The 14,397-nt window shown below is 72.6% G+C and carries 12 protein-coding genes; 6 read left to right on the forward strand and 6 right to left on the reverse strand.

The annotated features are described in order from the left end of the window. Positions 1-3: 3 nt before the first annotated feature. Entirely contained in the window at positions 4-339 is a 336-nt protein-coding gene (locus tag AAH979_RS21775) for a hypothetical protein (RefSeq protein WP_346259956.1), read from the reverse strand. After that, positions 336-755 carry a YbaB/EbfC family nucleoid-associated protein gene (locus AAH979_RS21780; RefSeq protein WP_346259957.1) on the reverse strand — a complete coding sequence of 140 codons (420 nt, stop codon included), beginning with the start codon at positions 753-755 and terminating at the stop codon, positions 336-338. Before AAH979_RS21780 ends, AAH979_RS21775 begins: the two co-directional genes overlap by 4 nt. Before the next feature lie 342 nt (positions 756-1,097). On the opposite strand from AAH979_RS21780, the gene AAH979_RS21785 reads away from it, so the two are divergent. From AAH979_RS21785 to AAH979_RS21810, 6 genes are all read left to right on the forward strand, one after another. Further along, a complete protein-coding gene (locus AAH979_RS21785) occupies positions 1,098-2,078 on the forward strand; it encodes an acetylxylan esterase (RefSeq protein WP_346259958.1) in 981 nt (326 codons plus the stop codon). Then, positions 2,071-2,793 (forward strand): hypothetical protein, encoded by a 723-nt coding sequence (locus AAH979_RS21790; RefSeq protein ID WP_346259959.1) that lies wholly within the window; start codon positions 2,071-2,073, stop codon positions 2,791-2,793. The genes AAH979_RS21785 and AAH979_RS21790 overlap by 8 nt, the downstream gene beginning before the upstream one ends. Before the next feature lie 171 nt (positions 2,794-2,964). Further along, positions 2,965-4,602, forward strand: a complete 1,638-nt coding sequence (locus AAH979_RS21795) for a S8 family peptidase (protein WP_346259960.1) — start codon at positions 2,965-2,967, stop codon at positions 4,600-4,602. A gap of 27 nt (positions 4,603-4,629) precedes the next feature. Beyond that, complete coding sequence (locus AAH979_RS21800; protein ID WP_346259961.1) at positions 4,630-5,955, forward strand: hypothetical protein; 1,326 nt, start codon at positions 4,630-4,632, stop codon at positions 5,953-5,955. Positions 5,956-6,096: 141 nt separating this feature from the next. Beyond that, positions 6,097-6,615: an ATP-binding protein gene (locus AAH979_RS21805; RefSeq protein ID WP_346259962.1), complete on the forward strand. Its 519-nt coding sequence runs from the start codon at positions 6,097-6,099 to the stop codon at positions 6,613-6,615. 90 nt (positions 6,616-6,705) lie between these two features. Continuing rightward, the gene (locus tag AAH979_RS21810; protein ID WP_346259963.1) at positions 6,706-8,025 is read left to right on the forward strand and encodes a phosphodiester glycosidase family protein; all 1,320 of its coding nucleotides are present in this window, start codon (positions 6,706-6,708) and stop codon (positions 8,023-8,025) included. Positions 8,026-8,422: 397 nt separating this feature from the next. Here AAH979_RS21810 and fusA read toward each other — a convergent pair whose 3' ends face one another. From fusA to AAH979_RS21830, 4 genes are all read right to left on the reverse strand, one after another. Continuing rightward, on the reverse strand, positions 8,423-10,522 hold the full coding sequence (fusA, locus tag AAH979_RS21815; RefSeq protein WP_346259964.1) for an elongation factor G: 2,100 nt from the start codon (positions 10,520-10,522) through the stop codon (positions 8,423-8,425). Positions 10,523-11,056: 534 nt separating this feature from the next. After that, positions 11,057-11,899, reverse strand: coding sequence for a carbohydrate ABC transporter permease (locus AAH979_RS21820; RefSeq protein WP_346259965.1), 843 nt, complete (start codon positions 11,897-11,899; stop codon positions 11,057-11,059). Next, a complete protein-coding gene (locus AAH979_RS21825; protein ID WP_346259966.1) occupies positions 11,889-12,842 on the reverse strand; it encodes a sugar ABC transporter permease in 954 nt (317 codons plus the stop codon). Before AAH979_RS21825 ends, AAH979_RS21820 begins: the two co-directional genes overlap by 11 nt. Continuing rightward, on the reverse strand, positions 12,835-14,139 hold the full coding sequence (locus AAH979_RS21830) for a sugar ABC transporter substrate-binding protein (RefSeq protein ID WP_346259967.1): 1,305 nt from the start codon (positions 14,137-14,139) through the stop codon (positions 12,835-12,837). The genes AAH979_RS21825 and AAH979_RS21830 overlap by 8 nt, the downstream gene beginning before the upstream one ends. Positions 14,140-14,397 lie beyond the last annotated feature (258 nt).

Raw genomic sequence — 14,397 nt, forward strand, 5'->3', positions numbered from 1 at the left:
TCCCTAGGGCTGGGGCCACCCCTGGCTGTCCAGGAGGGCGCGGGCTGCTGCCTTACTGTCCTGATCGGACTCTTCGAAGAGGAACGCCACGATGTCCAGCCGCTCGACGTACCCGTCGATGGTGTCGAGGTTGGAGGTGTAGCAGTTCATCACCATCGCGTGCGCGCCCTGGTAGACGTCGGCGATGGTGGCGCCCAGCTCGTCGTTGCCCCACGGCGCGCCGATGGAGTCCAGCCGCTGCTGGAACGTCTGGAGCAGGGCGTCGGTCCGTTCGACGACCCCGGCGAGTTCGTCGGCGGCGTTGCGCAGCCCCTCCGGCGAGACCTCGGTCGTCGTCACCGGGTCCGCCGCTCGATCCGGGCCATGGCGTCGCTCAGCGAGTCGGTGATCGCCCGCATGTTCCGCATGCCCTCCTCGCGGACCTCGCGGAGCTGTTCCGCCAGGGCCGCCGGGTCCACCGCGAGGGCCGCGGCGGCCGTCTCGTCGTCGGAGCGTGCGGCGAGCCATGCCTGGTTGAACGCCCGCGCGATGCCCTCGGCCAACTGATCGGCCCGCAGCCCCATGGCGTCGTCGGCCAGCCGGATCTCGTCCACCCGCCCGTCGGCGGCGAGCCGCACCCGTACCCGGCCGTCGAGCGCGCTGCCGGTGGTCGGCTCCCGATTCGCCTGCTGCCGGTCACGGGCCGCGTCCGCCTCGCGCTGGACGGACTCCATCAACCGGTCGAGGTCACCCAACACCTGCCACAGATCAGACAATCCACGCCTCCCCACCCGTGCCGGCGATGGAGGCAAGGCGCGTGCTGCCTCCACCGGGACCTCGAACCTAACGGGCCATCGATACCGGGGCAATCGTCAATACCGGCGCTTCGCACCCGGAGGCGGCGCCCGGTCCATCCCGGGCGGCGGACGCGGGCGGCGGCCGGCTCCGCTCCCCGGCGGGCGGGTCCGCTCCCGGGTACGCCGGCCGGGACACGGCCGACCAGCCGGTGGCCGGCACCGGCCCGGACGTTACCCTCCGGCTTCGGGACGCCCCGGCTCGCGGCCGGGGCCGCCGGCCGGGCCGCACCCCCGGCCCGCGACAACGAGAGGAGACGGGCCATGCTTGTCGACTGGCCGCTGGACCGGTTGCGCGACTACCTGCCGGAACGCGACGAACCGGCAGACTTCGACGCCTTCTGGGCGAAGACCCTGGGTCAGGCGCGGGACGCCGGCACCCCGGCACGGTTCGAGCCGTACGACGCCGGTCTGTCCACGGTGGAGGTCTTCGACATCACCTTCTCCGGCTTCGCCGGCCAGCCGGTACGCGGCTGGTTCCTGCTTCCCCGGCACCGTACCGGCCGGCTACCCTGCGTCGTCGAGTACATCGGGTACGGCGGCGGGCGCGGGCTGCCGCACGAGTGGCTGACCTGGAGCGCCGCCGGCTACGCCCACCTGGTGATGGACACCCGGGGCCAGGGCAGCAACGGTTACCTGGTCGGCGACACCCCGGACCCGGACCCGGTCGGCCTGCCGCAGACCCCCGGCTTCATGACCCGTGGCCTCAGCGATCCGTCGGCCTACTACTACCGCCGGGTCTTCACCGACGCCGTCCGCGCCGTGGAGACCGCCCGGGCACATCCCCGGGTCGACCCGGACCGGGTGGCGGTGGCCGGCACCAGCCAGGGCGGTGGGATCAGCATCGCCGTCTCCGGCCTGGTCGACGGGCTCGCCGCGGTGCTGCCGAACGTGCCGTTCCTCTGCCACTACCGGCGGGCCACCGAGATCACCGACGCCCTGCCGTACCACGAACTGGTGACGTATCTGCGGACCCACCGGGGCGACGTCGAGCAGGCGTTCCGGACCCTCAGCTACTTCGACGGGGTCAACTTCGCCAGCCGGGCCGACGCCCCGGCGCTCTTCTCCGTCGCCCTGATGGACGCGGTCTGCCCGCCGTCGACGGTCTACGCCGCCTTCAACCACTACGCGGGCGAGCAGAAGGACATCACGGTGTGGCCGTACAACGGGCACGAGGGCGGGGCGGGTTTCCAGTTCCCCCGCCAGGCCGAACTGCTCCGCCGGCTGTTCGGCGACCGTGGGTAGCCCGCAGCGGAGGGTCGCCGGGCCGGCCGCCGGGTACGGCGCCGCCTTCGACCGGCTCTTCGCCCGGGGCCGCGACGCCGTGCTGGCCGGTACCCACTACCGCGACTCCCCGCCGGTCGACGGCGGCCGGTGGGGACTCTCGGTGGTGCTGCCGCCGGATCCGCCGTGCGCCGCCCGGCTGGCGGCGGTGACCGCCGAGGCGCTCGCCGTGGCCGGCCCGGACCACTGGCCGACGGGCGCGCCGGAGGCGGCGCACTTCACGGTACGGGCACTCGAGGCGCACCGGAGCAGCGTGCCGGACGGCGACCCGCTGGTGGTCCGGGCCGGCTCGGCGCTGCGCCGGGCCGCCGCGGCGTGCCGGCCGGTACGGCTGGCCCTGCGCGGCCTGACGCTCACCCCGTCCGGTGTGATGGCCTGCGCCTATCCGGTGGACACGGCGCCGGACGAGTTCGCCGCACGGCTCGCCGTCGACCTCGGCGAGGACGCCTGGTTCGAGGCCGACTTCACCCGGGACATCTGGTACGCCACCCTGGTCCACTTCACCGGGCCGCTGCGCGATCCGGTCGCACTGGTCGACTGGGTGGCCGCGCGCCGTTCCGCCGACCTGGGCGACGCGGCCGTCGATGCGGCCGAGTTGCTGCGCTTCCGGTTCAACGGGCGCCAGCCGGTACGGGTACCGCTGGCCGGCGCGCCCTTCGGCACCGGTACCGGGTAGCGGAGGCTCCCCCCGCCCGACCCATCGTGGCCGTATGATTACCCAGCTCCCCGACCGGTCGACGACGACCCCTCCGCAGCACGGTCGACGACGACTGTCAGATCCACGTCCGCCGCTTTTCCTCCGGCCGCCCGTGAGGAAACGATGGTCAGGAAGTCACGGGAGGAATCGATGGACTCTGACAGCGCCGACCCGGGCCGCCCGGCGGAACCGCTGCCCGCCGAGTTCGGCTCGGCCGAGCAGAACGCCGACGGCGGCGACCGGGCCAGCCCGCTGTCGCCGGTGCCCACCTCTCCCAGCCTGGTCACCGACTCGGTCATCGCCCGGCCGTTGCAGGAGCGGATGCGGTCCTCCGGCGACGAGCCGATCGGCGTGGTGATCGAGCTGCGTACCCGCTATCTGGGCGGGGTGCGCCGGGCACAGGCCCGGGTCCGGGAGCTGATCCGGCAGGTCGCCGACGCCGAGACGCCGGTCTGGCCGATCGGCTCGTACGTCAGCAGCGCCCTCACCGCCGCGCAGATCCGCGCCATCGTGGCCGCCGACACCGAGGAGGCCGAGGAGGTCGCCCAGGAGCAGGCGGAGCTGGAGGCCGGGCTCGCGGAGCAGGCGGCACGCTCCGGCCCGGCCACCGAGGAGCCGTCGGCGTCGACGGTCGGCGCCGGCCCCGCCCCGCGCTCGGCAATCCACCGGATCTGGCCCAACTTCGAGGTCCAGCCGCTCATCCACCGCTCGGTGGTGACCACCAAGTGCCAGGCGGCGCACCGCGCCTTCAACGCGTACGGCCAGGACATCGTCTGGGCGGTGCTCGACTCCGGCATCGACGAGGGGCACGCGCACTTCCAGCGGCACGGCAACCTGGCGCTGACCCCGCCGCTGGCGCACCGCTCCTTCGTCGGCGACAGCGACGCCGACGCGACGAAGGACCTGGCCGGGCACGGCACGCACGTGGCCGGGATCCTGGCCGGCGAGCAGATCGTCGGAGACGACGAGAATCCGCTGACCGCCGCCACCTTCTACCAGCCGGACGCGGGCGACGTGCGTACCGAGCGGCTGCGTCTGCGGTCGATCAGCGGGATGGCGCCGCGCTGCCGGCTGCTCTCCTGCAAGATCCTCCGAGACGACGGCTCCGGTGACATGGCGGCGGTGCTGGCCGCGCTGGAGTACATCCAGGAGCTCAACGACTACGGCCGGGAACTGCTGGTGCACGGGGTCAACCTGTCGGTCGGCTACCCGTTCGACCCGACCTGGTTCGCCACCGGGCTCAGCCCGATCTGCCGTGAGGTCGACCGGCTGGTGCAGTCCGGCGTGGTCGTGGTGGCGGCGGCCGGCAACACCGGGTACGGCTACGTCATCGACGCGGGTGGCCGGCGGATGCGCACGGCGTTCGACCTGACCATCAACGACCCGGGCAACGCCGAACTGGCCATCACGGTCGGCGCCACCTCGTGCCGGCCGCACGCCTCCGGCGTCTCCTACTTCTCCTCCAAGGGCCCCACCGGGGACGGCCGGGCCAAGCCGGACCTGGTGGCGCCGGGCGAGCGGGTGATCAGCGCCGGTGCCGGCCGGCTGCTGGAGCAGGCGCTCGCCAGCGTGCCCGGCGCGACCTACGTGGAGAACTCCGGCACCTCGATGGCGGCTCCGCACGTCTCCGGCGTGGCGGCCGCGTTCATGTCGGTGCACCAGGAGTTCATCGGCCGCCCGCACCGGGTCAAGCGGGCGCTGCTCGACTCCGCCACCGACCTCGGTCGGGACCGTTCGTTCCAGGGCCGTGGGCTCGTCGACGCGATGCGGGCCCTCCAGTCGGTCTGACCCGTCGCCAACCGATGAGGTGTTGAGATGCACTTTCCGTACGCGGAGGTGGAGATCCGGTCCACCGGCGCGATCCACGACGACGCCCAGCGGCGGGCCGCGGTTGACCTGGTCGCCTCCTCGGGCGCCACCGACGTACTCGTGCTCTGCCACGGCTGGAACAACGACATCCCGCAGGCCCGCCGCCTCTACCAGCGGCTCACCGACAGCCTGGCGGCGGTGCGCCCGGCGGTGCCCGGGGCAGCGTCCCGGACCCTGGCCGTGGTCGGCGCGCTCTGGCCGTCGATCCGCTGGTCGGACGAGGACGAGGTGGCCGGCGGCGGGGTCGCGGTCGGCGACGAGGCCACCGCACTGATCGGGGCGATCGCCACCCGGGTCGAGGATCCGGCCCGGGCGGCGCTGCTGACCCGGCTGGTGCCGAGGCTGACGGATTCGGCCGAGGCCCGCCAGCAGTTCCTCGACGCCCTGCGGGAGCAGATCCCGCCGCAGCCCTCCCCCGGCGGCACGGAGCCGTCCCCCGGCGCCCCGGAGGTGGACGAGGATCCGCCGCCGGCGGCGCTGCTGCACGGCGACGCGGAGACGGTCTTCCAGGCGGTGGGTGGTCCCGATGTCGACTTCGGGTTGCCCGAGCGGGCCGGCGGCGCGGCCGACACCACGACCGGCGGGGTCGCCGACCCGGCGGTCGGCGGGGCGGCCGGGTTCGGCTTCGACCTCGACAGCGTGCTGGCCAAGGCGCGCGGGGTGTTGAACATGACCACCTACTACACGATGAAGGACCGGGCCGGGAAGGTCGGCTCCGGTGGCATCGCCGCGCTGCTGCCCGAGCTGGCCGGGGCGTCGGCGCCGGGCGTACGGCTGCACCTGGCCGGCCACTCGTTCGGTGCCCGCGCGCTGGCCGCCGCCGCGGTACGACAACCCCGGCTGCACTCATACACGCTGATGCAGGGTGCGTTCAGCCACCACGCGTTCGCGGTGGACTTCAACGGCCGGGGCGAGAACGGGCTGTTCCGGCCGCTGCTGGCCGATCGGCGGTTGGCCGGGCCGATGCTGGTCACGCACACGGTCAACGACCGGGCGGTCGGCCTGGCGTACGCGGCCGCGTCCCGGCTCGCCAGGCAGGCCGGCGCCGGCCTGGGCGACGCCGACGACCCGTACGGCGGGATCGGCCGCAACGGGGCGTTGAAGACGCCCGAGGTGATCCAGCCCGGCGTCGAGCTGCTGGATGTGGGCGGCGGCTACCAGTTCCAGCCGGGGCGGGTGTTCAACCTGAAAGCGGACAGGTTCATCAGCTCGCACGGCGACGTCAGCGGCCAACAGGTCGCCTACGCTCTGTACTGTGCCATCAGCAGTTAGTGATGACAGGTGCGTGAGCCTCCCGGAGCGACGGTTCACGCTCGGCGGGGGGCCGAAATCCCGGTCGTCTTTGATTGACTCGGCCACCGGTGGGTACGGTCCGCGCTGTACCCTGACGGGTCCGGTGACCTTGGAGGCGCCATGACGGACGGTCCGTTGCACGATCAACGGACGGAGACACAGTATGGGCCCCTGTTGCTCCAGGCCGACTTCGACGCGGCACAGGTCGCCGACGTGCGACGGACGCTCACCGAGCGCCTCCTCGCGGCCGGCCTGGCCGGGGAGCGGCTCGACGACTTCGTGACCGCGGTCAACGAGGCGATGACCAACGCGGTCCGGCACGGCGGCGGACGAGGCGAGCTGCGGATCTGGCGGCGGCAGCAGGTGGTCTGTGAGGTCCGGGACCACGGGAGGGGCTTCGCCGACCCGCTACCGGCCATCCCGACCCGCCGGCCCCGGCCATCCGCCACCGGCGGGATGGGGCTCTGGCTGGCCCAGGAACTCGCCGACTCGATCGAGGTGCACAGCGGTGCCGACGGCGTCCGGGTACGGCTGACCATGGCCGTCACCTACCCGGCCGAGGTACCGGCGGCCTCCGGGCTGGACGGCGTGGCCGGCTCCGGCGGCCCGGGTCCGGCCCAGATCGACCGGGCGGGGTAACCGGTCGTCAAGTTGATGTTCGTTTGACCTCGATCACCTCGGCCGGAAGTCTGGCTGGTGTTTCCCCGTCACGATCCGGAGGCACCGGCGTTGCTCTCAGCCGACCGTTCCCGCCCACCGGCGCTGCTCGCGTCCGACCGTTCCCGCCCACCGGCGCTGCTCCGGTCCGACCGTTCCCGCCATCCCCGTAAGCTGCTGGCCGCGTCGGCCCTCGGCCTCGCGCTGGCCCTGGTCAGCGGCGCCACCCCGGCCGTCGCCGGTCCGGCCGCCGGCACCCTGCCGGCGATCTCGGCGGCGCCCGGCACCCTCGCGCCCGGAGTGACCTACCGGGAGTTCACCCGGCCCACCGCCGGAGTCGAGGTGCCGCTCCATCTCGTCGAGGTGGACCTGCGCAATCCCCTGGTCACGGTGGACCTGATCACCGCGGGAGCGGTCGCCGCCCGGGCACCGATCTCCGCGCAGGCCGACAGCCGGCGGGCGATCGCCGCGGTCAACGGCGACTTTTTCAACATCAGCAACACCCAGCCCGGGGTCGAGGTGACCGGATCAGCGGTCGGCCCGGCGATCTCCGGTGGGGACGAGCTGAAGGCGGCCGTACCGAACGGGCAGCGGTTCGGCCCGGGGCTGCCGCCGGGTACGGCCACCTCCGATGTCCTCGGGGTCGGGGTGGACCGGGTCGGCCGGCTCGCCCGGGTCAGCCTGAAGGGCACGGTCTCGGCCGGCCGGGACCGGTTCCCGGTCACCGGCTTCAACCAGTACGCCCTGCCGGTGGGTGGGGTCGGGGTGTTCGACAGCGACTGGGGCGGCGTCTCCCGCAAGCGGTCCACCTGTGGCACCGACACCGACCGTGCAGCGCCGTGCAGCACCGACACGTACGAGCTGAGCGTCCGGCACGGCCGGGTGGTCCGGACCGGCATCGAGCCGGGTACCGGGGCGATCGCCCGGGACACCGTGGTGCTGGTCGGCCGGGAGCAGGGCGCCCAGGCGCTGCGCCGGTTCGAGGTCGGCGACCGGGTACGCGTCGACTACGACCTGGTGCCGGACACCCGGCTGCCGTTCCGGTTCGCGGTCGGCGGGTTCCCGATCCTCCAGGACGGCGAGCCGCTGGCCGGACTGGACGGGCGGACGGCCGCCATCCGTACCGCCGCCGGGGTCAGCGCCGACGGCCGCCGCCTCTTCCTGCTGGCCGTGGACGGCGCCGGACCCGGCCTGACCATCCTCGACCTGGCCCTGACCCTGCGTGAGCTGGGCGCGGCCGGCGCGGTCAACCTCGACGGCGGCGGCTCCACCACCCTGGTCACCCGGACCGTCGCCGAGCCCGCCGTCGAGGTCCGCAACCACCCGTCCGGCGGTGCGGAACGGCCGGTGCCCAACGGCATCGGAGTCTTCTCCCGGCTGGACTCCCGGTAGGCGACGGTCGTTCCCGGCTGCCACCCGCCCGCCCGACCCGTGGCCATATCCGGGTAACCACGAAGGGGCTGCGCCGCCACTGCCTGCGCAGCCCCTTCCCCCCGTGGTGCTACCCCCGGAATGCGGGGACTAGCGGAGGAAGTCGGCCAGGCCCGCGAGGTCGTCGGTGTTGATGTGGTCGACGTCGGCGGCCCGGGCGGGACAGCCGCGGGTGGGACAGCGCCGGCCCCGCCCGTACCTCGGGCGGGGCCGGCATCGAGCCCCCACGGCCCAGCCGGACGAGTCAAGCCGCCACTGCCTGCCACCGGCGGCCCCGTCAAGCCACCGGCGATCGGCGTCAGGCCCCGGCAAGCCACCGGATCGGCGTCAGGTCCCGTCGGGCCACCGGCGGTCGGCGTCACCGGGGTGACGAGCCGCCGTGGATCGCGCTCGGCATCGGGCTGTAGCCGGCGGCCCGGGTGCTGAACGTCCCCCGGCCCTGGCTGCGGCTGCGCAACCGGGTCGCGTAGCCGAACAGTTCGGCCAGCGGTACGGTCGCGGTGACCACCACCGTGCCGGCCCGGGCGATCGAGCCGACGACCCGGCCGCGCCGGGCAGCCAGGTCACCCAGCACCGCACCGACCGCGTCGTCCGGCACGGTCACCGTCACCTCGACCACCGGTTCCAGCAGGACCAGCTCGCTGGCCTGAAGCGCCGCCCGCAGCGCGAGCCGGCCGGCCGTCCGGAAGGCCAGCTCCGAGGAGTCCTTCACGTGAGTGGCACCGTCGGTCAGGGTGACCCGCAACCCGATCACCGGGTGGCCGCCGAGGGGCCCGTCGGCGAGTGCGTCCCGGCAGCCGGCCTCGACCGCCCGGACGTACTCCTTCGGGACCCGGCCGCCGACGACCGTCGAGGCGAACTCGAAGTCCGGTACGTCGCCGCCGCCCGCCGCCGGGGCACCGTCCAGCGGCGCCACGTCGAGGACGACGTGCGCCCACTGGCCCGCGCCACCGTCCTGCTTGACGTGCCGGTACACCAGTCCGGTCACGCCACGCACCACGGTCTCCCGGTACGCCACCTGTGGCCGGCCGACGCTGACCTCCAGCCCGGCGTCCTGCCGGATCTTCTCCACGGCCACCTCCAGGTGCAGCTCTCCCATCCCGGAGAGCACGGTCTGGCCGGTCTCCGGATCGGTCCGGACGGCCAGCGACGGGTCCTCCTCGACCAGCCGGGCGAACGCCGAGGCCAACCGCCCGGTGTCGGTGCTCCGGCGCGCCTCGACGGCGACCGAGACCACCGGGTCGGCGGCGGTCGGCGGTTCGAGCAGCAGCGGCGCCTCCGGGGCGCAGAGCGTCGCGCCGACCCGGGCCGACTTCAGCCCCACCACCGCGACGATGTCGCCGGCCACCGCCCGGTCCACCTCGGTGTGCCGGTCGGCCTGCACCCGCAGGATCCGGCTGATCCGTTCGGTACGCCCGGCTCCGGCGTCCAGCACCACGCCTCCCTTTCCGACGCTGCCCGCGTAGACCCGCAGGTAGCTCAGCCGGCCGGTGCCGGTCGAGTTGACCTTGAACACCAGCGCGGTGAACGGCGCCGCCGGGTCGGCGGGCCGCTCCCGCAACTTGCCGCCGGAGGTGCTGCCACGCACCGCCGGGACGTCCAGCGGCGACGGCAGGTAGCCGACGGCCGCGTCGAGCAGCGGCTCGATGCCCCGGTTCCGGTACGCCGAGCCGCAGAGCACCACCAGGCCATCCCCGGTACGGGTCAGCTCCCGCAGCGCGTCCCGGAGCGTCTCGGCGGCCAGCGTCGACCGTTCGCAGTACTCCTCCAGCGCGCCCGGGTGCCGCTCGGCGACCGTCTCCGCCAGTACCCGGCGACGCCGCTCCGCCTCCGCGCGCAGGTCCTCCGGGACCGGGCCCTCGACGGGCGTCTCCCCGTCAGCCCAGACCAGCGAGCGCATCGTGACCAGGTCCACCACGCCGGTGAAGCCCTCCTCCCGGCCGATCGGCAACTGCACCACCAGCGGGGTGACCCGGAGCCGGTCGCGGATCGACCGGACCGCCGTGTCCAGGTCGGCGCCGGCCCGGTCCAGCTTGTTGACGAAGGCGATCCGGGGTACGCCGTGCCGGTCGGCCTGCCGCCACACCGACTCGCTCTGCGGCTCGACCCCGGCGACACCGTCGAAGACCGCGATCGCGCCGTCGAGCACCCGCAGGGCCCGCTCGACCTCGTCGGCGAAGTCGACGTGTCCGGGGGTGTCGATCAGGTTGATCCGGTGACCGGCCCATTCGCAGCTCACCGCGGCGGCGAAGATGGTGATACCCCGACTGCGCTCCTGGGCGTCGAAGTCGGTGACGGTCGTCCCGTCGTGCACCTCGCCGCGCTTGTAGGTGGCTCCGGTGGCGTAGAGGATCCGCTCGGTGGTGGTGGTCTTGCCGGCGTCGACATGGGCGAGGATGCCCAGGTTACGCAGCCGGGTCAGGGGGTGGGAAACGGGACGGTGCAGCTCGGTACGCACGGCCGATGGCCTCTCTGGGTGGTCTGTTCGTCTCGGACTGCGCGATTTCTCCGGACGCGGCCGGGCAGGATGCGGCCAGGCGGGAACTCCCCGAGCCGGCAGCCTGGTCCGACCGACCGCCGCGACCGCCCGTGACGGCGTCGCGGGACCGGATCGGGACGGGACGGGTCGATGCCGGAAGCCGGCATCGACGTGCGCCAGGATGGTGCCGGCCGACCCCGGCGACGGCCGGGAGCGGCGAACGGCTCAGGGGTGCGTCACGGATCTCCGGTGCGGCCGCGCGGGCCGGCGCCGGACGTCAGGAAGACGCCAGGATCACCCGGTGCAGCGACTGGGGAATGACGACAGCGGTGCGGTAGCGCACGGCCGGCTCCCCTCACTCGTCGTCGCACGCGTCCGGCCCGGATAGGCCAAGATCGCGCTGGGCTGGTCACGAGTGTACTGAACGGATCCTCGGCGCACAGCCCGGTTTTCCGGGGTTCCTGATCACGACGGTGCACGGACGGACCAGGACGCAGAGACCGGACGGCTGGGTCACTTCACCGCCCCGGCGGTGAGGCCCTGGACCAGGAAGCGTTGCAGCATCAGGAATCCGGCCGCGACCGGGACGCTGACCACCAGCGAGGCGGCCATCACCTGGTTCCAGTAGACGCCGGCCTGGGTGGAGTAGAGCTGTAGCCCGACCGGCAGGGTCCGGCTCTGCTCGCTGGTCATGATCGAGGCGAAGAGCACCTCGCTCCACGCCGTCACGAAGGCGTAGATGGCGACCGCCACGATCCCCGGGGTGGCGACCGGCACCACCACCCGGAGCAGCGCGCCGACCGGCCCGGCACCGTCGACCAGGGCCGCCTCGTCGAGTTCCCGGGGAATCGAGTTGAAGTAGCCGACCAGCATCCAGATCGAGAACGGCAGCGAGAAGGTCAGGTAGGTGATGACCAGGCCGAGCCGGGAGCCGTACAGGGTGATGCCGGTGAGCTGGTCGATGTTGACGTAGATCAGGAAGAGCGGCAGCAGGAAGAGGATGCCCGGGAACATCTGGGTGGAGAGCACGGTCACCGAGAAGAGGGCCCGGCCGGGAAACCGGAACCGGCTGATCGCGTACGCGGCGAAGACCGCGACCAGCACCGAGCAGACCGCGGCGGCGGTGGAGACCAGCAGGCTGTTCACGAAGTACCGGCCCAGCGGGATGGTCCGCCAGATGTCGGCGAACGGGCGCAGCGTCAGCTCGGTCGGCCACCAGCGGAACTCGCCCTGCACGTCCCGCAGCGGTTTCGCCGCCGAGGTCGCCATCACGTAGAGCGGCAGCAGCACGATGGTGGTGAAGAAGACCAGGCCCACCCAGCGGACCCAGCGGAACCAGCGGGGCTCAAACAGCACGGCGGCGCCTCCGGGCGGTCAGCAGCAGATAGCCGGTGGTGAGCAGGAGCAGGAAGAGCAGCAGCAGCACGGACATCGCCGAGCCGAGCCCGAAGTTCCAGGTCACGAAGGAACTCTGGTAGATGTGCACCGAGATCAGGTCGGCCTGGTCCGGCGTCGCCGCGCCGAACAGCACGAACGGGGTGGTGAAGTCGTTGAAGGTCCAGAGGAACAGCACCAGGACCAGCACCAGGTTGACCGGTCGCAGCATCGGCAGGGTCACCCGGCGGATCTGCTGGCCCGGCCCGGCACCGTCGATCGCCGCCGCCTCGTAGAGGTCGGTCGGGATGTTCTGCATCCCGGCCATGATGATCAGGAAGGCGAACGGCCAGTGCCGCCACACCGAGACCATCACGACGGCGACGAAACTGCGGTCGCCGAGCAGCCAGAACGCCCGGTCGTCGGTGAGGTGCAGGTTCTCCACCAGCAGGTGGTTGAGCATCCCGTTGTCCCGCTGGAGCAGGAAGTTCCAGGCGATCACCGCCGCGTACGCGGGCAGCGCGTACGGGACGAGGAAGAGGGTGCGCAGCAGTCCCCGGCTGCGCATCGGGCGCTGGAGCAGCAGGGCGGCCACGAAGCCGAGCAGCCACGAGCCGGCGACCACCAGCAGGGCGTACGCCAGGGTGGTCCAGAGCGAGCGCAGCAGCGAGGCGCCGATCGCGGAGTCGATGTCCAGTGCCACCCGGAAGTTGCGCAGTCCCGCCCAGGGTGCCGCCGACCAGTTCCGGATGTAGAACTGGGTCAGCTCCCGGAAGCTCATCCAGACGCCGACGGCCATCGGCACCAGGTGGACCAGCAACTCCAGGGCAAGCGCGGGCAGCAGCAGCAGGTACGCCAGGCCGGGCCGGTGCCAACCGGCACCGGCCCGCCGTGCTGCCCCGGTCGGCCCGGGGCGGTCAGCCACCGGTACCCATCTCCTGCTGGGCCTTTTCCAGCGCCGCCGCGACCTCCGGCTCGCCGACCGGCTGTCCACTGGCGACCTTGGCGAACAGGTCCCGCATCGCGCTGCCCACCGTGGTCTCGAACTGGCTCTCCTCGGGCACCTGCGGCAGCGGCCCGGCGGTGTTGGCGAGCACGTCCTGGAAGACCTTGATCTGCGGGGTCTGGAAGGCCGGGTCGGAGTAGGCGTCCTTGACCACCGGCAGCGACCCGAACGCCTTGTTGAGAATCTGCTGCTCCGCGCTGCTGGTCAGGAACTTCACCAGTTCCAGCGCGCCGGCCTTGTTGTCGGTGTTCTTGAAGACCGAGACGTTGATCCCGGCCACGTGACTGTTCACCCGCTTGCCGCCCGGCGGCAGCGGGTCGGCGATCGGGATCGGCGCGACGCCGTACTCGTCGGGCTTCATTCCGGCGGCGGCGAGTACGCTCACCGCGTTGCTCTGCCAGAGCAGCATCGCGGCCTTGCCCTTGGCGAAGTCGCCGATCGGCTGGGTCGGCGTGCTGTACTCGGCGTTGCTGGGGTTGGCGATCTTGTCGGTCGCCATGAAGTCGATGTACTGCTTCACCGCCATCACGTGGTGATGCCCGGTGAACTGCGGCTTGCCGGCGCTGTCGAAGAACTCCGCGCCGTGCTGCTGGCCGAAGATGAAGGCGTGGTGCGCGTTCTCGGTGTAGCTCGCCCCCTCCACCGCCAGCCCCCACTGGTCGCCCTTGGTCAGCTTCTTGCCGGCGTCGACGAACTCGGTCCAGTTCTTCGGCGGGCTGGTGATGCCAGCCTCGGCGAAGAGCCGCTTGTGGTAGAAGAGCCCGTACGCCAGGCCGTAGAGCGGCACCGAGGTCGGTGGCTGGCCGGCCGCGCCGGTCGCCGCGAAACTCGGCCCGAGGAACCGGGTCGGGCCCCCGAGCGGCTCCAACTCGGCCGACTCGAACGGCAGGAAGGCGCCGGTGGCCTGCAAGGAGGCGGACCAGGTGTTGCCGATGTTGAGCACGTCGGGGCCCTGCCCGGAACTGGTGGCGGCCAGGATCCGGTTGAGCAGGTCCGGCCAGCCGATCACCTCGAGTTCGACCTTGATGCCGGTCTGCTGTTCGAACTTGTCGAGTTCGGGTTGCAGGATCTTCCGGTCTTCGTCCAGGCTCGGCCCCTGGTTGCTGGCCCAGTAGGTGAGGGTCTTCCCGTCACCGCCGCCGTCGTCTCCGCAGGCGGCCAGCGGCAGCAGCACCAACACCGCCGCCGCGGTCGCGCCGACCTTCCGAAACCGCATGTCTACCCCCAGGACACCATCGACGAAGCGACCGGCGGGTGGGCCCGATCGCCATCGATCAATAGAAATCTATCTAATGATGTGTGTCAAACCCCTCGGGATCTGGCCCGGACCGGCCACGCCGCGGCACACCGGCGGCGCCGCACGGGGTGGCGGCAGCACACCGGCGGGCGCTCCGCAGGAACGGCGACGCCGCCGGCGAGCGGGTGCTCACCGGCGGCGTCGGAGCTGAATGTCGGAGCTGAATCCGGTACGGCT

It is taken from the genome of Plantactinospora sp. ZYX-F-223, assembly GCF_039649625.1.
Classification (GTDB): Bacteria; Actinomycetota; Actinomycetes; order Mycobacteriales; family Micromonosporaceae; genus Plantactinospora.

Bases quoted from the DNA above. Each gene is read 5' to 3' on its own strand.
- AAH979_RS21785 (WP_346259958.1), top strand. From the start codon at position 1,098: ATGCTTGTCGACTGGCCGCTGGACCGGTTGCGCGACTACCTGCCGGAA.
- AAH979_RS21795 (WP_346259960.1), top strand. From the start codon at position 2,965: ATGGACTCTGACAGCGCCGACCCGGGCCGCCCGGCGGAACCGCTGCCC.
- AAH979_RS21800 (WP_346259961.1), top strand. From the start codon at position 4,630: ATGCACTTTCCGTACGCGGAGGTGGAGATCCGGTCCACCGGCGCGATC.
- AAH979_RS21805 (WP_346259962.1), top strand. From the start codon at position 6,097: ATGACGGACGGTCCGTTGCACGATCAACGGACGGAGACACAGTATGGG.
- AAH979_RS21830 (WP_346259967.1), bottom strand. From the start codon at position 14,139: ATGCGGTTTCGGAAGGTCGGCGCGACCGCGGCGGCGGTGTTGGTGCTG.